The organism is Pantoea sp. MBLJ3 (assembly GCF_000816655.1).
Lineage (GTDB): Bacteria > Pseudomonadota > Gammaproteobacteria > Enterobacterales > Enterobacteriaceae > Pantoea > Pantoea eucalypti.
The window spans coordinates 44,196-65,289 of sequence record NZ_JSUT01000002.1 but is presented as its reverse complement, the minus strand read 5'-3'; the positions used below and the strand labels follow the sequence as shown (position 1 = coordinate 65,289).

The window sequence follows — 21,094 nt, the reverse complement described above, 5'->3', positions numbered from 1 at the left end:
CTGAAACCCACCCTGACGTTTCTGTTATGCCACTGAAGCCGCCTGGCGCCTCGCTTACATCCTTTCTCACAAAAAATAACCCTAAGTATTATCTGATAATAATCTGACACCTTTCTCTATCTTAATGATTCTTAACTGTTAAATTTTTTTTAAGAATAGCCTTAAGTTCTGACTGTTGTTTATTTTATTACGAATTATCAAAATACCGCCGGAATAAGGTTATTCCTCTGCTCAGGGATGAAAGGGTGGGCTTGGGATGTTCTCAATAAGAAAAATGGCATCGAATTCAGGGCCAGTTTTTAATAAAAGGCAGGAAAAGATGAATCGTATAACGTGGATCGATAATCTGCGGGGATTAAGTATTCTCGCAATCATTTTTTTGCACAGCACTATCGCCGTACATAATAACGCCGGACATTTTACCGCCTTTAGCAGCCTGTTGAACGAGATGCTGGCACCGGTAAGACTGGGGCTGATGTTCTTTGTTTCGGGTTTATTTGTCGATGCAGGGTTGAGAAAAGGCCTGGGGCCTTTTTTTAATAACAAAGTACGCAGTATTCTCTATCCTTTTGTGGTCTGGGTAGCCGTCTACGGCGGATTAAAAATCCTGTTCAGCTCAATGGCTAATACGCCGCAATCACCGATGAATATTATTCTCTCCCACCTGACCGGTGGCGGTGATATGACCTGGTTCCTGCATTCACTGTTTATTTTCTTTATTGTGATTATCTTTGCGCGTCACCTGCCATTCCTGCTGGTGTTTGCCGTCTGTATGACGCTGAGCTGGGCGCTGCCGGCGATTGAGGCGGATGGCGTGTTTGCCAGCTTCGACAATACGCACATCAACAAATCGCTTTATCTGTTTGTCTTCTTCTATCTCGGCGATTACGTAGTGAGAAAGCAGGTGGATATTGCAGAGAAAGTGCAGCATGGTCCGACGCTGCTGATTTCAGTAGTGAGTTTTGTACTTCTTTCCTGCCTGAATATCTTTATACTGGAACGTCATTCCCAGGCGTTATTATCACCGCTGGCACTATTGTCGGTTCCGTTTTTTGTCTGGATTGCGCTTAAGCTGAAATCTGACCTGGTTTACTACATTGGCGTCAACTCTATTGTCTTCTACCTGTCGCATTATCTGGCGATTCAGTTCTTCAGTAAGATTGTGAAGTTTGAAAGCCCGTCAGCCTGGGTAAATGACCTGAAGTTTATTTCAGCGTTTCTGGTGGCGCTGGCATTGCCGTGGACATTATGTCTGATGAGAAAACACGGCTGGTTTAATTTCCTCTTTACGATGAAAAAGTCATCAAAGCCGATGACAACCAAACCGGTTTAATTGCTGGAGCAGAATTGAAAAGGGCCACCGTTTTATCGGCGGCCCTTTTTTTAGATAAACGATTAATCAGGCGATCTGTACTGGCAGTGCTTTCGCCAGACGTTTCATCTGGTTGTCACCTTCAAAATAGGCGACTTTAGGCAGCCACTGACGCGCTTCGGCATCCTCAACCTGCACATAGGAGCAGATAATTAATATATCGCCCTCGCAGGCGCAGCGGGCTGCTGCACCGTTGACTGAAATGATTTTCGATCCGCGCTCAGCCGCGATAGCGTAGGTGGAAAAGCGCTGGCCATTGGTTACGTTATAAATATCAATCGCTTCATATTGCAGAATGCCGGAAGCATCCAGGAAATCCTGATCGATAGCGCAGGAACCTTCATAGTTGAGGTCCGCCTGCGTCACCTTGACGCGGTGCAATTTGCCTTGCAGAACAGTGCGAATCATAGCCAGAAACCTTGTCAGAGAAATAAAACAACCTGCCGCAGAAAGAGTTACAGCGTCAGGTCAACAGTTTGATTATCAATCAGGCGGGCTTTACCCAGCCAGGCGGCCATCAGTACCACCGCGCGCTGACTGTCCACCGTCAGCGGCTGCAGTGTGTCCGCATCACAAATCGCCAGGCCATCAGGACGCAATCCCTGCGCCAGCAGTGCCTCGCTGGCGGCCTCGATGATCTCGTCAATCTGACGCTCGCCATTCTCCAGCCGTGTCGCCATCTGACGCATTACCTGGCTCAGCAACGGTGCCAGCTTACGCTCATCGGCTGTCAGGTAGCCGTTGCGTGAACTCAGCGCCAGGCCATCTTTAGCCCGCACGGTGGGCACACCCACAATCTCAATGTCAAAGCCCATATCGGCCACCATCTTACGAATGATAGCCAGTTGCTGAAAATCCTTTTCACCGAAACAGGCAATATCGGGCTGCACCAGATTAAACAGTTTGCTGACGATGGTCGCCACGCCGCGAAAATGGCCTGGTCGCATCGCGCCTTCCAGCAGGGAAGAGAGCACCGGCACCTCAACAAAGGTCTGATTCTGGGTACCCTGCGGATAGACTTCAACCGGTGAAGGCGCAAAAACCACATCCACCTGGTGACGGTTCAGCTTTTCACAATCTTCCTGCAGCGTGCGCGGATAGCGCGCGAGGTCATCTTCGCGATCGAACTGCATGGGATTGACAAAGATCGAGACAATGACGATGTCGCCGCGGGCGCGCGCTTCATCCACCAGTGTCAGATGGCCTTCATGCAGGTTGCCCATGGTCGGCACCAGCGCAATGCGTTTACCCTGCTGACGCCAGCGACGGACTTCCTGGCGCAGCATCAACAGCGTTTCAATGATCAACACGGTGACTCTCCTGGATTACTGGAAACTGTGCTCTGCCGCCGGGTAGGTACCGGCCTCGACTTCGGCGATATAGTGGCGAATCGCCGCGCGAACATCGCCGGTCTCCGCCAGGAAATTTTTAGCAAATTTGGGAATGTGACCGCCAGTCACGCCCAGCGCGTCATGCATGACCAGAATCTGACCATCGGTGACGTTACCGGCACCGATGCCAATCACCGGTATCGTGAGTGCGTCGGTAATCTGCTGCGCCACCGACACCGGCACGCACTCCAGTACCATCAACTGCGCGCCAGCGGCTTCCAGTGCCAGCGCATCGGCCAGCAGCTGCTCTGCGCCTGCTTCATCACGCCCCTGTACTTTATAGCCGCCAAAGATATTCACCGACTGTGGCGTCAGGCCAAGATGACCACACACCGGCACGGCCCGTTCGGTCAGCATCTGCACGGTCTCAGCCAGCCAGCTGCCGCCTTCCAGTTTCACCATATTGGCGCCGGCACGCATCAGCTGTGCGGCACTCTCAAAGGTCTGCTGTGGCGTGGCATAACTCATAAATGGCAGATCGGCGAGCAGCAGTGCCTGCGGCGCACCCCGGCGTACGGCGGTGGTGTGATAAGCGATATCGCTGACCGTGACCGGCAGCGTGGAGTCGTGCCCCTGCACCGTCATTCCCAGTGAATCACCAACAAGCAACACCTGAATACCTTCATCGGCAAACAGACGGGCAAAACTGAAATCGTAGGCGGTCAGCGTCGCGAACTTTTTACCGCTGGCTTTCGCCTGACGCAGATGTGAAATCGTGGTGGGTTTCATGGCGCTCTCAACTCAGGAATTCTGATGGGCGCAGTTTACTGGATAGCGTGAAAGAGCGGAATCAGAGAGTTGCGTTTGTCTGATCAGCCGTGCCACAGCGCGATGCTGCTGCTGTCGAGGGCGGCAAGAAGAGTGCTGAGTGCGCGGCCGTCGGGCAGGTGGGCATCCGGGGCAATCGCCAGCAGCGGCACCAGCATAAATGCGCGGTTCTGCAGATCATAATGCGGCACAATTAACCGCTCCGTATTGATCACCGCTTCGCCAAACAGCATCAGATCGATGTCGAGCGTGCGGGGGCCCCAGCGTTCTGCCTTGCGCACCCGGCCATGCTCCAGCTCAATCTGCTGGGTATGGTCAAGCAGCGCGTCTGCGCTGAGATCGGTTTCAAGTGCCACTGCGGCATTGAGAAAATCAGGCTGATCGGGTGGGCCATAGGGCGGCGTGCGGTAGAACGGAGAGGTGGCGATGCGTTGCGTCTGCGGCAACGCATCCAGTGCGGTCAGCGCTGCATCAACCTGATGCAGCGGATCGGCCAGGTTACTGCCTAACGCGAGATAAACCCGTGTCATGAGGCGTTTTGATTGTCACGACGCGGCGCGGAAGGACGGCGGCGCGGACGACGCGATTTATTGCGTGGCACCGGATCATCACCCAGGTTATTCAGCATGTTTTTCTGATGCGGCGGCGCAGCCACCTGGAATTCACCCCACCACTGGCTCAGGCGCAGCAGTTCAGGGTTATTTTCCACTTCTGCCCGCAGCGCCAGCAGATCGTAAGCGGCGCGGAATTTCGGATGCTCCATCAGTTTCCAGGCACGTTTACCGTGACGGCGTGACATGCGTAACTGCAACAGCCAGATATCGCGGATAAGCGAAGTAATACGCTTCGGAATCGCCAGCGCACGGCAGGCTTCATCCAGCGTATCGTTCATCGCCATCGCAAAAGCTTCGAAGTAGGTCAGGCCACTTTCCTGCGCGATGCGTTCGGCCGCTTCAAGCTGCGGATACCAGAACATCGCGGCAAACAGAAATGCCGGATTAACGCGCATATCGTTGTGAATGCGGTTATCGGTATTTTTCAGCACCTGAGCCAGCATCCGCTCCATGTGACTGTCGCTGTTTTCCGTGAAGTTGCGTGCCAGCGTCGGGAACAGCGGCTGGAACAGCTGATATTCACACAGTTTAAGATAGGTGCTGTAACCGTATCCGGCCTGTAGCAGTTTCAGTGACTCTTCAAACAGGCGTGCAGGCGGGATATCACGTAGCAGTGAGGCGAGACGCGGAATCGGCTCGGCGGTCTCCGGCGCAATACGCATATTGAGCTTGGCGGCAAAACGCGCAACGCGCAGCATCCGCACCGGATCTTCACGGTAGCGGGTTTCCGGATCGCCAATCAGGCGGATAATGCCCTGTTCGAGATCGCTGATGCCGCCGACATAGTCGCGCACGCTGAAATCAGCCACGCTGTAGTAGAGGCTGTTGATGGTGAGATCGCGACGCTGGGCATCATCTTCGATAGAACCAAAGATATTATCGCGCAGCAGCATGCCACTCTGGGCGCGCTGCGAACTGTTACGATCTTCTGCAATCTCTTCCACCTGATGATGGCCACGGAACGTTGCGACTTCGATCACTTCCGGGCCAAACATGACGTGTGCCAGACGGAAACGACGACCGACCAGGCGACAGTTGCGGAACAGCTTACGCATTTGCTCTGGCGTGGCGTTGGTGGTCACGTCGAAATCTTTGGGTTTTTGCCCCAGTAGCAAATCGCGCACGCCACCGCCTACCAGATAGGCTTCATAACCGGCTTTGTTCAGGCGATAGAGCACTTTGAGGGCATTTTCGCTGATGTCTTTACGTGAGATGGTATGGCTTTCACGAGGGATGATGGTCATCAGACGCTCTGGTTCAACCTCTGCTGGGGCTTCCTCTTCATCACGCTTCAGGACTTTCCGGCAAAAATTAGCTACTCGGGTAAAAATGGGACACCTCGACAGTGGCAATTAGGGTGTAGGTAAAATCAGCGGCTAATCATAGCCTGTTGAGAACCGTTTGAGAATGCTGTTGTCTATGCATCCGGTTTCAGGGCGTTCTGTTGCGGCATCAAAGCGATATTCCACTGCGACACCGCATCAGACAGCAGTTTGTCCTGCGTTAAGTCCTGCCAGCCGTCTGAAACAGGCTGTCCAAGGAAACGCAATGCTGCCACCAGCAGCGGTCTGGCATCGCCATCCGGCAGCGAAGGTGCATGATTCTGCTTTGATAACTTATTGCCATCATGGTTAAGCGCCAGCGGCAGATGTAACCAGGCAGGCTCCGGCCAGCCAAATTGCTGATAGAGCGCAATCTGTCGTACCGTCGGCTCAATAAGATCTGCGCCGCGAACCACTTCGGTAATACCCTGAAAATGATCATCGACAACCACCGCCAGGTTATAGGCAAACAGGCCATCACGACGGTGAATGATAAAGTCTTCCTGTGCCAGGCGTCGGTCCGCCTCCACATGGCCGCGCAGTCGATCCTCAAACGCAAAGACCGGCGCATGCTGTCGCAAACGTAGCGCGGCGTTTGCGGGTCCGCGTTGTCGTTCCCGGCAGTAACCATCATAGAAACCGCCAATCTCCTGGATGCGACGCCTCGGGCAGGTGCAGAAATAGCTCTGGCGATGCTGCTGCAGCCAGGCCAGCGCCTCCCGGTAGGCTTCATGACGCTGTGACTGCCACAACACATCGCCATCCCAGGTTAAGCCGTAGTGTTCCAGCTGATGCAGGATACGGCTGGCGGCACCGGATACTTCCCGTGGCGGATCGATATCTTCAATTCTTACCCGCCAGATGCCGTTTTGCGCGCGTGCGCTCAGGTAACTGCCCAGGGCAGCAATAAGCGAGCCAAAATGGAGTTCACCAGAGGGAGAAGGGGCGAAGCGACCGATACAGGAGGATGGCATAGGATTCAGAAGTGACCACGCAGCGGACAAACAAACATTTGTTCCGCTGCGTGGTAACAGGCTGGACGCGGCATTAGCCGGCCATTTGTTTCTCACGAATTTCTGCTAACGTCTTACAGTCGATGCAGAGATCGGCAGTAGGACGCGCTTCGAGACGGCGAATACCAATCTCAACGCCACAGGAATCGCAATAACCGAAGTCGTCATCTTCGACTTTCTTCAGCGTCTTCTCGATCTTTTTGATCAGTTTACGTTCGCGATCGCGGTTACGCAGCTCCAGACTGAATTCCTCTTCCTGCGCGGCACGGTCAACCGGGTCCGGGAAGTTAGCGGCTTCATCCTGCATATGCGATACAGTACGATCGACTTCGTCCCGCAATTGATTACGCCAGGCTTCCAGAATCTTGCGAAAATGGGTCAGCTGCGCGTCGTTCATATACTCTTCGCCTGGCTTCACCTGATAAGGTTCAACACCAGCGATAGCGAGAATACTCAGGGACGATGTTTTACGGTTTTGACCTTCTTGCATGTTGCTTCTCCTGGATAACACGCACTATACCCTCTGACTTCCGTCTCGCAGTGGCGTTGCTGCCAGCCTGCATTTAACGTCTGCGGGGTACATCGATCCCCCATTGGGGAAAAAAACAGGCCGCTATAAATAACAGAAGCAGTCAGGGTTGGCAATTCTTCATGAACACACCTTGACAAGCCTGTGAGGAACAGCGTATTCAGCCCTTAGCTCAGAACATTCTTAACACATAAAATTGCAAAAGATATTACAAGGTTACGTTGATCGGCGATTTAAGAAACATTCCCTCCGCCGATAAGTCTGCCTGATACGCTAAAATCTCTACGCCTTCCTGTTGCGCCTGAGCCAGTTGTTCTGCATACACCGCATCAATGTGGCGTGCCGGGGAAACGTCCTCAATCCCCGAGTGCAAAACGGCAAACAACAAAACGGCCCGATGACCCTCTGCTGCAACTGTCGCCAGTTCACGCAGGTGCTTCTGTCCTCGAATCGTCACCGCATCCGGAAAATAACCTTTTCCTTCATGGAGAAGGGTTACGGATTTCACCTCAATATAGCAGTTGCGCCGGGCATCTGCCTTGAGCAGGAAATCAATTCTGCTTTTTTCACTGCCATATTTTACTTCCGCCTGACGCTGGGAATACCCCGCCAGCGCGGGCAGCCTGTTTTGATCCAGCGCTTCAGCCACCAGCTGGTTAGCGCGCAGAGTATTGACACAAATCCAGTGGCCCTGCTGCGTTTCGGTCAGCTCCCAGCTGTGAGGGTATTTGCGGGTCAGGCTGTCGGACGTTGAATACCAGACCCGATCGCCCGGCGTAGCACAGCCCGTCATGGCGCCGGTGTTGGCACAGTGGATCGTCAGAACCTCACCGTCCGGCGTCATAACATCGGCAAGGAAACGTTTGTAACGGGCAATCAGGCGGGCGGGTTTAAGAGGAGGAGAGAAGTGCATGCGGATCCTGAGACGTTAATGGCCAGCTGGCCAGAGCGCGATAGCGGGTGCGGCCCCGGGAATATTCAGAGGCAAACAGGGAAAACGTGGAGACGTGAAAACGCCAGTGAAAGCCGCGTGGCGGTAACGCAACCGGCTGAGTGGCATGGCGTAACAGCGTGATATGTGGATGAAACGGCTGCGGACTCTGGTAACAGCCATGTCGGGCGGCCTGCGCACGGAGCAGGCTGGCGAGCTGCAGCAGACCCCGTGGTGCGCGCTGGCAACCCAGCCAGACCACGCCCGGACGTGGCCAGTGTCCGGCATCATCCAGGTCGAGATCAAAACCGGGCTGGATAATGCGGGAAGCCAGCGTTTGCAGTTGCTGTGAGGTTTGCGGCGCGACCTCACCCAGAAATGCCAGCGTCAGATGCAGATTCGCTGCGACCACTGGCTGGCCCGCCTCGGCAGGAAAGTTGTCTGCCCGCCAGTGCACCAGCTGCTGCTGCATCTCGTCAGGCAGGCTGATGGCAAAAAATAAGCGTTGTGTCGCCATGGCGCTCTCCGGCAAATATCACGTGCTACAATGCGCGCCATCTTAGCACAGGCAGAAGCGGAGTTTGCTGTGAGCGATTTACCGGTCAGCGTGGTGCTGCCTGACATCCTGGCGGCGCTGCGTGACGCCTCTCAAATCCTGCTGGCCGCGCCCACCGGCGCGGGAAAATCGACCTGGCTGCCCTTGCAGTTACTACAGCATGCAGCCTTGCCGGGACGAATCATTATGCTGGAGCCACGCCGGCTGGCGGCGCGTAATGTCGCGCAGCGGCTGGCGGAGCAGCTCGGTGAGCAGCCGGGAGCCACGGTGGGGTTCAGGATGCGTGGCGAAAGCTGCGTCGGGCCACAGACCCGGCTTGAAGTGGTGACCGAAGGCATGCTCACGCGCATGCTTCAGCACGATCCGATGCTGGAGGGCGTGTCGCTGGTGATCCTTGATGAGTTTCACGAGCGCAGCCTGCAGGCCGATCTGGCGCTGGCGCTGCTGCTCGATGTGCAGCAGGGGCTGCGCGACGACCTTAAAATCATGCTGATGTCCGCCACGCTGGATAATGCCCGACTGGCGGCGCTGCTGCCGGATGCGCCATTGATTGTCTCAGAAGGGCGCAGCTATCCGGTTGAGCGTCGTTATGCGTCGCTGAATCAGAACGTGCGTTTTGAAGAGGCGGTCGCGCGTGAAGTCGCCCAGCTGCTGCGCGATGAAGCCGGATCACTTCTGCTGTTTCTGCCGGGCGTGGCGGAAATTGAACGGGTGAAACGCGAACTGGAATCACGCATCAGCGACGACGTGGACCTGACACCGCTCTATGGGGCACTGCCGCTGGCGGCGCAGCTCCGGGCGATACTTCCCGCTGCTGCCGGACGCCGCAAAGTGGTGCTTGCCACCAATATCGCTGAGACCAGCCTGACCATTGAGGGGATCCGGCTGGTGGTCGACAGCGCGCTTGAGCGCAGCGCTCTGTTTGACGCCCGCAGCGGCGTGACGCGGCTGCAGACCCAGCGAATCAGCCAGGCATCCATGATCCAGCGTGCAGGTCGCGCCGGGCGACTGATGCCGGGACTCTGTCTGCATCTGTTACCGCAGGAGCAGGCATCCCGTGCGGCGGCGCAGAGCGAACCGGAAATTGTGAACAGCGATCTCTCGTCGCTGTGGCTGGATCTGCTGCAGTGGGGCTGTACCGAGCCGCACCAGTTACAGTGGCTGGATCAGCCGCCCGCCAGAAATCTGGATGCCGCAAAACAGCAGCTGACTCGCCTGGGTGCGCTGGACAGCAACGGCCTGCTCAACACGCTGGGACGGCGCATGGCGCAGCTGGGCTGCGATCCCCGACTGGCTGCTATGCTCTGTGCCGCAGGCGATGAACCGGATGCGGTTGCCAGCGCCGCGCTGCTGGTGGCGATTCTGGAAGATCCTCCGCGTAGCGGCAGTGCCGATCTGCGGGATGCCCTGCATCGGCCACAGTCTCCATGGCAGCGACGCGCGCAGCAGTGGCAGCAACGACTCAAAATTCGTGGCGGACGGGTCGATGAAGATCGTTTCGCCTACTTGCTGGCGGTGGGCTTTGGCGATCGGCTGGCGCGGCGACGTGACCAGAGTGGCCGTTATCAACTGGCCAACGGCCTGGGTGCCAGACTGGATGAGCAGGATGGCCTGACACGCAATGAATGGCTGATTGCGCCTGCTCTGTTACAGGGCAGTACCACGCCGGATGCCCGGATGTTGCTGGCGCTACCGGTCGACATTGAGACGTTGTGCCAGCAGCAGCCCGCATTGATTGAGCGCCGTACTGAAGTGGAGTGGGACGAAGAGAAAGGCACACTGCGCGCGTTCAGACGCGAGCAGATTGGCGCGCTGATACTGAAGACCCAGCCGATGGCGCGCCCGGAACCGGCGGTGCTGCACGCAGCCATGTTGCGCTGGATTGCCGAAAAAGGTCTGTCGGTGATGGGCTGGACGCCGGATGCCGAACAGCTGCGCCTGCGCATCCAGTGTGCGGCGCAGTGGTTGCCGGAAGAGAGCTGGCCCGCCACAGACGATGAGAGCCTGCTTAAGAGCCTGCCACAGTGGCTATTGCCGCAGATGTCAGCAGTGCGCGATCTCCGCAGCCTGCAGGCGGTGAACCTGACGACGGCACTCTTACATTTACTCACATGGTCGCAACGTCAGCGGCTGGATACTGTGCTGCCAACTCATTACACTGTGCCGACCGGAAGCCGGCTGCCGATCCGCTATGATGCGGACAAGCCGCCCGCGCTGGCGGTCAGGATTCAGGAGATGTTTGGTGAGGCGACGAATCCTGCCGTGGCGGAAGGACGTATTCCGCTGGTGCTGGAGCTGTTATCGCCCGCCCAGCGCCCATTGCAGATCACCCGCGATTTGGCGGCGTTCTGGCGCGGTGCCTGGCCTGAAGTCAGGAAAGAGATGAAGGGGCGTTATCCTAAACATCCCTGGCCAGAGGATCCGGCCAATGCCTTGCCAACAAGGCGAACCAAAAAAATGTCCCCGCAGGGTTGAGTCCGCTGGATCGAATTCAGAGGGTTCTGCCATGCGGCACGCGAGAAAGCAGTTAGAGTAGCGGCGCTGCCGTAAGCACTGCCTGGAGAAAAAAAGTCATGTCTGGGAACGATCGCGAACCAATAGGGCGCAAAGGTAAACCGTTGCCGCCGCGCAGCAGTGCGGGCCGGGGACGACGCAGGGATATCGAACAGGATATCGATCAGGACGATTTTAATGATGACGAGGAGGAAGCGCCGGTGCCACGTAAAGGTAAAGGTGGAAAACCGCCGCGCGGCAAACGCCGTTGGCTGGGATGGTTAATTAAACTGTTCCTGGTGTTTGTGGTGGTCATGGTCGCATGGGGCATCTACCTCGACTCAGAAATTCGCAGCCGTATTGACGGTAAAGTGTGGCAACTGCCCGCGACCGTCTATGGTCGCATGGTCAGCCTGGAACCGGGTATGGCCTACAACAAAAGTGAAATGGTGGCGCTGCTGGAAGGAACCCAGTATCGCGAAGTCTCCCGAATTACCCGCCCTGGCGAGTTTTCGGTGAAGGGCAACACCATCGATCTGCTGCGTCGCCCGTTTGATTTCCCCGACAGTAAAGAGGGACAGATCCACGCGCGCATGAGCTTCACGAAAGATGAGCTGAGCGAGATTAAAAACCTCGAAACCGGCCGTGATTTTGGCTTTTTCCGCCTCGATCCACGCCTGATCACCATGCTGCAGTCGCCGAATGGTGAACAGCGTCTCTTTGTGCCACGCGCCGGTTTCCCGGATCTGCTGGTCGATACGCTGATCGCTACCGAAGATCGCCATTTCTATGAGCACGATGGCATCAGCCCGTACTCCATTGGCCGCGCCTTCCTGGCGAACATCACGGCCGGGAAAGCGGTGCAGGGCGGCAGTACGCTGACCCAGCAGCTGGTGAAGAACCTGTTCCTCACCAACGAGCGTTCACTGTGGCGTAAAGCGCGTGAAGCCTATATGGCGGTGATCATGGATGCGCGCTACAGCAAAGATCGCATTCTGGAACTCTATCTGAACGAGGTCTATCTCGGTCAGGCAGGGAGTGATCAGATCCGCGGCTTCCCGCTGGCGAGCCTTTACTACTTTGGCCGCCCGGTGGATGAGCTCAGTCTGGATCAGCAGGCGATGCTGGTTGGCATGGTGAAAGGTGCGTCGCTCTATAACCCGTGGCGTAACCCGAAACTGGCGCTGGAACGACGCAACCTGGTGCTGCGCCTGTTGCAGCAGCAGAAAGTGATCGACCAGGAGCTGTATGACATGCTGTCGGCGCGTCCGCTGGGCGTGCAGCCGAAAGGGGGCGTGATCACGCCGCAGCCTGCCTTTATGCAGATGGTGCGTAACGAGCTTCAGGCGAAACTGGGCGATAAGATTAAAGATCTCTCCGGCGTGAAAATCTTCACTACGCTGGATCCGGTGTCACAGGATGCAGCCGAAAAAGCCGTTATTGATGGTATTCCGACGCTGAAAAAACAGCGTGGCCTGAAAGATCTGGAAACCGCGATGGTGGTGGTTGACCGCTTTAGCGGTGAAGTCCGCGCCATGGTCGGCGGTGCCGATCCGCAGTACGCCGGTTACAACCGTGCGTTACAGGCGCGCCGCTCTATTGGTTCACTGGCGAAACCCGCCACCTACCTCACCGCGCTGAGCCAGCCAAACAGCTACCGGCTGAACAGCTGGATCGCCGATGAGCCGATTGCGCTGAAGCAGCCAAACGGCAGCGTCTGGAAACCGATGAACGACGATCGTCGCTTCAGCGGAAAAGTGATGCTGGTGGATGCGCTGACCAACTCCATGAACGTGCCGACGGTTAACCTCGGTATGACGCTGGGGCTGGATGCGGTGGTGGATACCTGGAGCAAGCTGGGTGTGCCGAAAGAGCAGCTGCATCCGGTTCCGGCGATGCTGCTGGGTGCCATGAACCTGACGCCGGTTGAAGTGGCGCAGGCGTTCCAGTCAATCGCCAGCGGCGGTAACCGCGCATCGCTCTCTGCAGTACGTTCGGTGATTGCGGAAGATGGTAGCGTGCTCTATCAGAGCTATCCGCAGGCGGAACGGGTTGAACCCGCGCAGGCGGCCTATCTGACGCTCTACACCATGCAGCAGGTTGCTGACCACGGTACCGCCCGTGCACTGGGTGCGCGCTTCCCGAATGCGCATCTGGCCGGTAAAACCGGTACCACCAACGACCTGGTCGACAGCTGGTTTGCCGGTATTGATGGCAAAGAAGTCGCGATCACCTGGGTGGGGCGCGATAACAACCAGCCGACCAAACTCTATGGTGCCAGTGGCGCGATGCAGCTTTATCGTCGTTACCTCGACATTCAGGCACCGATGCCGTTGCAGCTGACGCCACCGGAGGATGTGTCGATGATGAATGTCGATTCAGCCGGTAACTTTGTCTGTGGCACGGGCAGCAGCACCTGGCGTTCTCTGCCGGTGTGGGCGCTGGATCCGAATGCGCTGTGTCAGCAACAGCAGCAGCAGGTTCAGCAGCAGCAACAGCTGTTTGATCAACAGCAGCAGCAGCAGCCGCAACAACAACCGGCCCAGCAACCGGCCCAGCAACCGCAGGAGCAGAAAGACAGCGACGGCGTAGCAGGCTGGATTAAAGATATGTTTGGCAAATAGATCAGTCAGACAGGCTAAAAGGGCGCTTCGGCGCCCTTTTTTTGTTGCTGATCAATACGCGTTAATCGCCCTGCAAACGGCGTCACTACTGGGATTTCTTCTTGCAGTGCCCGCTGAAGTTCGCATATTATCTAATCCGTTATAATAATCATTATCGTTTCGATTCGCTCTCCTGAGCCTTTTTAAGAGACACCTTTTTATGAATGCGCGAACGACTTTTGCAGACAACACCAAAAAAACATTTTCCCGACCGCTTCTGGGCGTCATGATCTCACTAAGCCTGAGCACCTCGCTTTACGCCGCACAGGCGGAGACGATGGTGGTTTCAGCGGATGGCGGCAGCGGTGTCGAAGCGGAAAGCGCCTGGGGCCCGGCACCGACCGTGGCAGCGAAACGCAGCGCCACCGGCACCAAAACCGATACGCCGATTGAAAAAAATCCGCAGTCTGTCTCCGTGGTCACCCGCGAAGAGATGGAAATGCGCAACGTGACCAGCGTGAAAGGAGCGTTTAACTACACGCCTGGCGTGCTGACCGGTAACCGTGGCAGCTCAGATGTGATTGATGCGTTGTCGATTCGCGGCTTCAGCGAAACTAATACTAATCAGTATATGGATGGCCTGAAACTGCAGGGTGATAACTACTCTGAGTTTGCTATCGATCCTTATTTCCTGGAGCGCGCCGAACTGCTGCGCGGTCCGGTATCGGTACTCTACGGCAAAAGCAATCCTGGCGGTGTGGTCTCGCTGGTGAGCAAGCGTCCGACCCAGGAAACCCTGCGCGAAGTGCAGTTCCAGATGGGCAACGATAACCTCTTCTCGACTGGCTTTGACTTTGGCGGCGCGCTGGATGATGACGGTGTCTACAGCTATCGTCTGACCGGTCAGGCGCGCAGTCAGGATGCGCAGCAGGCGATGAACAAAGAGAAGCGCTACACCATTGCGCCGGCTTTCAGCTGGCGTCCCGACGATCGCACCCGCGTTGACCTGCTGACCTATTTCCAGAACGAACCCGAAACCGGCTATTACGGCTGGCTACCGCGTCAGGGCACGGTCGTCCCCATCACGCGTGCCGATGGCAGCCAGTATAAACTGCCGACCAACTTCGATGAAGGCGAGCAGAGCAACAAGATTTCACGCACCACCAAAATGATCGGCTATAACGCCGAGCATAGCTTCAATGATACCTGGACGCTGCGCCAGAACCTGCGTTACGCCGACCTGCGCACCGATTACCGCAGTATTTATGGTAACGGTTTCCTGCCGGAGACTCAGCAGATCACGCGAGGTTCGGCCGTTTCAGAAGAGAAGCTCAATCAGTTTGCGGTGGATAACCAGGCGCAGGCGAAGTTTGCCACGGGTCAGGTTGATCATACGCTGTTGCTGGGCGTGGACTTCCAGCGGACCCGCAATGATATCGACGCACAGTTTGGCTCGGCATCGAACCTGAATGCGGTAAATCCGCAATATGGCGATAATAGCGTCACGCCATTTGCCAATCCCTATCAGCACCTCAACAAGCAGCGTCAAACCGGCCTCTATGCACAGGATCAGATGGAATGGAACCGCTGGGTGCTGACACTGGGCGGCCGCTACGACTATGCCATGACTTCGGTTTACGATCGGGTGACGGACACCGTTGATCGCCAGAACGATCAGGCCTTTACCTGGCGTGGTGGTCTGAACTACGTGTTTGATAACGGCATCGCGCCTTATTTCAGCTACAGCGAAGCCTTTATTCCAAATGCCGGATCGACCTTTGATGGCCAGGCATTCGATCCGTCGCGCGCTAAACAGTATGAAGCGGGCGTGAAGTACGTACCTAAAGATCGTCCGGTTGTGCTCACCGCAGCCGTTTTTCAACTGACCAAAACCAAAAACCTGACGGCCGATCCTGATACGTTCAATCATCCGTTTGCCAGCGTGCAGAGCGGTGAAATCCGGTCGCGCGGCGTAGAGCTGGAAGCGAAAGCGGCGCTGAATGCCAACGTTAACCTGACGGCGTCCTACACCTATACCGATGCGGAATATACCGAAGATACGCAGCTGAAAGGCCGAACGCCGGTGAGCGTCCCTAAAAATATGGCCTCACTCTGGAGTGACTACACCTTCCACGAGACAGCCCTGTCGGGTGTGACAGTGGGCGCGGGTGTGCGTTATGTCGGCGAGAGCCAGGGTCTCTACAGCACCGGCACCGAGCAGAACCAGAACTTTAAGGTTGCCGGTTACACCACGGTAGATGCGGCGCTTAAATATGACCTCGGTCGTTTCGGTCTGCCGGGCTCAACGGTGGGCGTTAACGTCAACAATCTGTTCAACCGCGAGTATGTCGCCAGCTGCTACCGGGAATACGCCTGCTACTGGGGCGCGGAGCGTAAGATTGTCGGCACCGCGACCTTCAGATTCTGATTTAACCGGGCGCTTCGGCGCCCGTTCGTTCACAGGGATAACCATGCCGCATCCGCACGCAGAAGAGGCGACTTTTACGCTGGCAAACGCCAGTTTTGAAGTGCCCGGCCGAACTCTCCTTCAGCCCCTCTCGCTGACCTTTCCACCTGGCAAAATGACCGCGCTGATTGGTCATAACGGTTCCGGTAAGTCGACGCTGTTGAAAATGCTGGGCCGTCATCACGTGGCCAGCGGCGGAGAGGTGCTGCTGAATCAGCAGCCGGTCGGGCGCTGGAACAGCAAAGCGTTTGCCCGCGAGGTGGCCTATCTGCCGCAGCAGTTACCGGCAGCCGAAGGGATGACGGTGCGTGAACTGGTGGCGATTGGTCGCTATCCCTGGCACGGCGCGCTGGGCCGTTTCGGGCAGGACGATCGGGACAGGGTAGAAGATGCGATTGCCCAGGTCGGGCTAAAGCCCTTTGCCGGGCGACTGGTGGACAGTCTGTCGGGCGGTGAGCGTCAGCGCGCCTGGCTGGCGATGATGGTGGCGCAGAACAGTCGCTGTCTGCTGCTGGATGAACCGACGTCGGCGCTGGATATCGCTCATCAGGTTGAGGTGCTGGCGCTGATAAAAGATCTGAGCCAGCAGCGCGGCTTAACCGTAATTGCGGTGTTGCACGATATCAATATGGCAGCCCGCTACTGCGATCATCTGGTGGCGCTGCGTCAGGGCGCGATGATTGCCGAAGGTAACGCGCAGGCGATTATGCAGCCTGAGGTGCTCGGCGCGATTTATGGCATCCCGATGGGCATTTTACCGCATCCGCAGGGCGGCGCGCCGGTCAGTTTTGTTTGTTAAGGAAAGGATGATGCCCGATCTTTATCGCCGCCGACTGTTGCTGGCACTCGCGGCCTCGCCACTGTTTTGTGCACTTCCCCTGCGTGCTGCCACGCCCAATCCGGGCCGGATTATTGCACTGGAGTGGCTTCCCACCGAACTGTTGATCGCTCTGGGCGTTACGCCCTGGGGCGTGGCTGATCTGCACAACTACAACATCTGGGTCGGGGAGCCGCCGCTGCCTGCGGACGTGATCGATGTGGGTCTGCGCACCGAACCTAATCTTGAGCTGATGGCACAAATGCAGCCGTCGCTGATCCTCTGTTCAAATGGCTATGGCCCGCCTGAAGAGAAACTTACACGCATCGCACCGATCATGGGCTTTGACCTTCACAGCGGCGACGGGAAACCCTTCACCGCCGCGCGGGCATCGCTGCGTAAGCTGGCGGCGAGACTTGGATTACGCGATCGCGCTGAGCAACATCTGCGCGAGGTCGATGCGCAACTGGCACAGGCGCGTCAGCGGCTGGCGCCCTATGCCGGACGCACGATTCTGCTGATGTCGCTGCTCGACAGCCGTCACGCCATCACCTTTGGTAAAAACAGTCTGTTCCTGGAAGTAATGACGCTGCTGGGCCTGAAAAATGGCTGGCAGGGCGAAACAAATTTCTGGGGTAGCGCGGTAATCGGCATCGAGCAGCTGGCGCAGGCTGGAAATGTGGATGTCATCTGTTTTGATCATGACAATGACGCAGAGATGCAGCAGTTGATGCGCAGCCCGCTGTGGCAGGCCATGCCGTTTGTTCGCACCGGACGCTTTCAGCGCGTCCCTGCAGTCTGGTATTACGGTGCTACGCTTTCAGCGCTGCACTTTGTTCGCGTGCTGGAACGCGCGCTGGAGACGCACTGATGCGCCATGCTCTGTTTCCCGCAGGTCTCCTCAGCCTGCTGTTTCTGCTCTCACTCAGCCTGACGCTGGTTAATCTGCACCATGCGCTGCCGCAGCATGAGTGGTGGCAGGCATTCTGGTCACCGACGGTCGATAGCCTGCCGCAGATGGTGTTTCACTACAGCCTGCTGCCGCGCACGGCGCTGGCGCTGCTGGTGGGCGCCGGGCTGGGGCTTGCCGGTCTGCTGTTTCAGCAGATATTGCGGAACCCGCTGGCCGAACCCACCACGCTGGGTGTCTCTTCCGGCGCACAGCTGGGCATTACCGTGGCGACGCTGTGGCATCTGCCGGGCGGCGCGCTGACACAGCAGTTTGCCGCGCTTGGCGGAGCGTTGCTGGTGGCCGCGCTGGTGTTTGGTGTGGCCTGGGGCAAACGTCTGTCGCCGGTGACGCTGATTCTGGCCGGGCTGGTGCTGAGCTTCTACAGCGGTGCGGTAAATCAAATCTTCGCTATCTTCAATCACGATCAGCTGCAGAACATGTTTCTGTGGAGCACCGGCGCGCTGAATCAGATGAGCTGGGAAAATGTGCAGCAGCTCTGGCCGCGCCTGCTGCTGGCGTTTCTGCTGGCGCTGGCGCTGCTGCGTCCGCTGACACTGATGGGGCTGGATGATGGTGTAGCAAAAAATCTGGGGCTGGCGCTCTCGGTGGCGCGTATCGGTGGCCTCGGGCTGGCAATCCTGCTTAGTGCACAGCTGGTGAATGTCGCCGGTATCATCGGTTTTATCGGACTGTTTGCGCCGCTGCTGGCGAAGCTGCTGGGTGGTCGACGGCTCCTCAGCCGGATGCTGCTGGCACCGCTTACCGGCGCGCTGCTGCTGTGGCTGGCCGACAGTTGCGTGTTATGGCTTAGCGCACACTGGCGCGATATCCCGACCGGAACGGCCACGGCACTGCTCGGTGTACCCATTTTGTTGTGGCTGCTGCCGCGACTGCGTACGGGTTCAGTGCCGCCCGCCCTGAATCAGGGCGACAACGTACCCGCCGAGCGACAAAACCTGTTGCGCTGGACGCTGACGGGTCTCGCGGTGCTTGCCCTGCTGGTGTGGGGTGCGCTGGCGTTTGGGCGTGATGCGCTGGGCTGGGTCGGGTCATCGGGCGAGATGCTGCACTCTTTGCTTCCGTGGCGTGCACCGCGCGTGCTGGCTGCGCTGGTGACCGGCCTGATGCTGGGCGTGGCGGGGAGCCTGATCCAGCGGCTGACCGGTAATCCTATGGCCAGCCCGGAAGTGCTGGGCATCAGTTCAGGTGCCGCCTGTGGCGTCGTCGTCATGATGTTCTTTGTGCCGGGCGATGCGATGGCATGGCTGCTGCCCGCCGGTGCGATGGGGGCCGCGCTGACGCTGCTGGTGATCATGGCGGTAGCCAGTCGTGGCGGCTTCTCACCTGAGAGAATGCTGCTGGCGGGTATGGCGCTTAACAGCGCCTTTGTCACCCTGCTGATGCTGCTGCTGGCGAGTGGCGATCCCCGCATGGGCGGGCTGCTGAGCTGGATTTCTGGCTCGACCTATAACATCAGCGGCAGTCAGGCGATCCAGAGCGCACTCTGTGCGCTGCTGCTGGTCTCGCTGGCACCACTGGCGAGCCGCTGGCTGACGCTGCTGCCGCTGGGAAGTGCTACCGCACGCTCGGCCGGCATGGCATTAACGCCCGCGCGGCTGAGTCTGCTGCTGCTGGCAGCCGCGCTGACCGCCAGCGCAACGCTGACTATTGGTCCGCTGAGTTTTGTTGGATTAATGGCGCCGCACATGGCGCGCATGCTGGGGTTCCGGCGTGCCTTGCCGCAACTGCTGCTGTCGGGATTACTGGGGGCGGGACTGATGGTGCTGGCTGACTGGTGCGGGCGAATGCTGGCATTCCCGGATCAAATTCCTGCCGGGCTGATGGCGACGTTTTTAGGTGCACCTTACTTTATCTGGCTGCTGCGTCGTGCAGGTTAAAAAAAAGACCAGCGCAAGCCGGTCTTCATCTTTAACGTTACCGACATTACAGCTTCGCGAAACAACGACGCGCGGCATCAACCGTGCGCTGAATATCCTCTTCGCTGTGCGCCAGTGACATGAAGCCCGCTTCATAAGCTGATGGCGCAAAGTAAACGCCTTCCTCCAGCATCAGATGGAAGAAGGTTTTAAAGCGTTCCACATCGCAGCGGGTCACATCGGCGTAACAGGTCACGCTGTCAGCATCGGTGAAGAACAGGCCAAACATCCCGCCAACATGGTTAATCACCAGCGGAATATTTTGCTGTTGTGCGGCTTCGCGCAGACCCTCTGCCAGCTTGCGGGTCAGGGTATCGAGCTTCTCGTGCGTGCCCGGCTGCGCGATCTGCGTCAGGCAGGCAAAACCGGCAGCCATCGCGATCGGGTTACCGGAGAGCGTTCCTGCCTGATAAACCGGGCCGGTCGGCGCCAGTGCAGCCATCACGTCGCGACGGCCACCGAATGCACCGACTGGCATCCCGCCACCGATAATTTTTCCGAGGCAGGTCAGGTCAGGACGTACATTGTAGTGAGCCTGCGCGCCACCCAGCGCCACACGGAAGCCGGTCATCACTTCATCGATAATCAGCAGTGCGCCGAACTCATCGCAGAGCGCGCGCAGGCCCGGCAGGAATTCTGGCTGCGGCGGGATGCAGTTCATATTACCGGCAACCGGCTCAACGATGATGGCAGCGATGGCATCAGGATATTGCTCGAAGGCGCTGCGCACGGAGTCGAGATCGTTGAAAGTGCAGGTCAGGGTATGTTTAGCGAAATCTGCTGGTACGCCCGGCGAGTTTGGCTGACCCAGCGTCAGGGCACCGGAACCGGCTTTCACCAGCAAATGATCGGCATGGCCGTGATAGCAGCCTTCAAACTTAATAATTTTATCGCGGCCGGTAAAGCCTCGAGCCAGACGGATTGCGCTCATGGTCGCTTCGGTACCGGAGTTAACCATCCGCACCATCTCCATGCTCGGCACCAGCTCACACACCAGCTGCGCCATGGTCACTTCCATTTCGGTCGGTGCGCCAAAGCTCAGGCCGCGCTGGGCTGCTTCGATCACCGCATTACGGATCGCCGCGTTGTTATGGCCCAGCACCATCGGTCCCCATGAGCCGACATAGTCGATATAGGCTTTGCCATCAGCGTCATACAGATACGCACCATCAGCATGTTCAATAAACAGTGGAACGCCGCCCACACCGGTAAATGCGCGTACTGGCGAGTTTACCCCACCCGGAATCAGGCGTTGTGCCTCGGCAAACAGTTGTTCGGACTTACTCATTTTCGGCTCCAGCGTTTCAGAAAAATATGGCGCCATTCTAC

General features: G+C 57.5%; 17 protein-coding genes. 7 read left to right on the top strand and 10 right to left on the bottom strand.

Annotated elements, in window-relative coordinates; genetic code table 11:
* Positions 1-319: 319 nt before the first annotated feature.
* Positions 320-1,333 (top strand): acyltransferase family protein, encoded by a 1,014-nt coding sequence (locus tag NP77_RS01340; protein ID WP_039658743.1) that lies wholly within the window; start codon positions 320-322, stop codon positions 1,331-1,333.
* Between the two features lie 66 nt (positions 1,334-1,399).
* On the opposite strand, the gene panD is transcribed toward NP77_RS01340, so the two are convergent.
* The 9 genes from panD to thpR form a co-directional block, all read right to left on the bottom strand.
* Positions 1,400-1,780, bottom strand: a complete 381-nt coding sequence (gene panD, locus NP77_RS01335; RefSeq protein ID WP_008925609.1) for an aspartate 1-decarboxylase — start codon at positions 1,778-1,780, stop codon at positions 1,400-1,402.
* A 47-nt stretch (positions 1,781-1,827) separates the two neighbouring features.
* Complete coding sequence (gene panC, locus NP77_RS01330; protein ID WP_008925610.1) at positions 1,828-2,682, bottom strand: pantoate--beta-alanine ligase; 855 nt, start codon at positions 2,680-2,682, stop codon at positions 1,828-1,830.
* 15 nt (positions 2,683-2,697) lie between these two features.
* Entirely contained in the window at positions 2,698-3,492 is a 795-nt protein-coding gene (panB, locus tag NP77_RS01325; RefSeq protein WP_008925611.1) for a 3-methyl-2-oxobutanoate hydroxymethyltransferase, read from the bottom strand.
* An 83-nt stretch (positions 3,493-3,575) separates the two neighbouring features.
* A complete protein-coding gene (gene folK, locus NP77_RS01320) occupies positions 3,576-4,061 on the bottom strand; it encodes a 2-amino-4-hydroxy-6-hydroxymethyldihydropteridine diphosphokinase (RefSeq protein WP_039658741.1) in 486 nt (161 codons plus the stop codon).
* Entirely contained in the window at positions 4,058-5,476 is a 1,419-nt protein-coding gene (gene pcnB / locus NP77_RS01315) for a polynucleotide adenylyltransferase PcnB (protein ID WP_219848844.1), read from the bottom strand. The genes folK and pcnB overlap by 4 nt, the downstream gene beginning before the upstream one ends.
* Before the next feature lie 86 nt (positions 5,477-5,562).
* Positions 5,563-6,441 carry a tRNA glutamyl-Q(34) synthetase GluQRS gene (gene gluQRS / locus NP77_RS01310; protein ID WP_008925614.1) on the bottom strand — a complete coding sequence of 293 codons (879 nt, stop codon included), beginning with the start codon at positions 6,439-6,441 and terminating at the stop codon, positions 5,563-5,565.
* A gap of 73 nt (positions 6,442-6,514) precedes the next feature.
* Positions 6,515-6,970 (bottom strand): RNA polymerase-binding protein DksA, encoded by a 456-nt coding sequence (gene dksA / locus NP77_RS01305; protein ID WP_008925615.1) that lies wholly within the window; start codon positions 6,968-6,970, stop codon positions 6,515-6,517.
* 247 nt (positions 6,971-7,217) lie between these two features.
* Positions 7,218-7,922 (bottom strand): DNA/RNA nuclease SfsA, encoded by a 705-nt coding sequence (sfsA, locus tag NP77_RS01300; protein ID WP_008925616.1) that lies wholly within the window; start codon positions 7,920-7,922, stop codon positions 7,218-7,220.
* Positions 7,900-8,457, bottom strand: coding sequence for an RNA 2',3'-cyclic phosphodiesterase (gene thpR, locus NP77_RS01295; RefSeq protein ID WP_039658734.1), 558 nt, complete (start codon positions 8,455-8,457; stop codon positions 7,900-7,902). Before thpR ends, sfsA begins: the two co-directional genes overlap by 23 nt.
* Positions 8,458-8,487: 30 nt before the next feature.
* Here thpR and hrpB point away from each other — a divergent pair, with 30 nt between their 5' ends.
* The 6 genes from hrpB to fhuB all read left to right on the top strand — a co-directional run bounded on the left by hrpB (position 8,488) and on the right by fhuB (position 19,726).
* A complete protein-coding gene (hrpB, locus tag NP77_RS01290) occupies positions 8,488-10,971 on the top strand; it encodes an ATP-dependent helicase HrpB (protein WP_039658732.1) in 2,484 nt (827 codons plus the stop codon).
* Positions 10,972-11,069: 98 nt separating this feature from the next.
* Positions 11,070-13,613, top strand: a complete 2,544-nt coding sequence (gene mrcB, locus NP77_RS01285; RefSeq protein WP_039658730.1) for a bifunctional glycosyl transferase/transpeptidase — start codon at positions 11,070-11,072, stop codon at positions 13,611-13,613.
* A gap of 199 nt (positions 13,614-13,812) precedes the next feature.
* Complete coding sequence (gene fhuA / locus NP77_RS01280) at positions 13,813-16,020, top strand: ferrichrome porin FhuA (RefSeq protein ID WP_039658728.1); 2,208 nt, start codon at positions 13,813-13,815, stop codon at positions 16,018-16,020.
* A gap of 43 nt (positions 16,021-16,063) precedes the next feature.
* Positions 16,064-16,858: a Fe3+-hydroxamate ABC transporter ATP-binding protein FhuC gene (fhuC, locus tag NP77_RS01275; RefSeq protein WP_039658726.1), complete on the top strand. Its 795-nt coding sequence runs from the start codon at positions 16,064-16,066 to the stop codon at positions 16,856-16,858.
* 10 nt (positions 16,859-16,868) lie between these two features.
* The gene (gene fhuD / locus NP77_RS01270) at positions 16,869-17,747 is read left to right on the top strand and encodes a Fe(3+)-hydroxamate ABC transporter substrate-binding protein FhuD (protein ID WP_008925622.1); all 879 of its coding nucleotides are present in this window, start codon (positions 16,869-16,871) and stop codon (positions 17,745-17,747) included.
* Complete coding sequence (gene fhuB / locus NP77_RS01265) at positions 17,747-19,726, top strand: Fe(3+)-hydroxamate ABC transporter permease FhuB (protein ID WP_039658724.1); 1,980 nt, start codon at positions 17,747-17,749, stop codon at positions 19,724-19,726. Before fhuD ends, fhuB begins: the two co-directional genes overlap by 1 nt.
* A gap of 46 nt (positions 19,727-19,772) precedes the next feature.
* Here the strand turns inward: fhuB and hemL are convergent, their stop codons facing one another.
* Positions 19,773-21,053 (bottom strand): glutamate-1-semialdehyde 2,1-aminomutase, encoded by a 1,281-nt coding sequence (gene hemL / locus NP77_RS01260; protein ID WP_008925624.1) that lies wholly within the window; start codon positions 21,051-21,053, stop codon positions 19,773-19,775.
* Positions 21,054-21,094 lie beyond the last annotated feature (41 nt).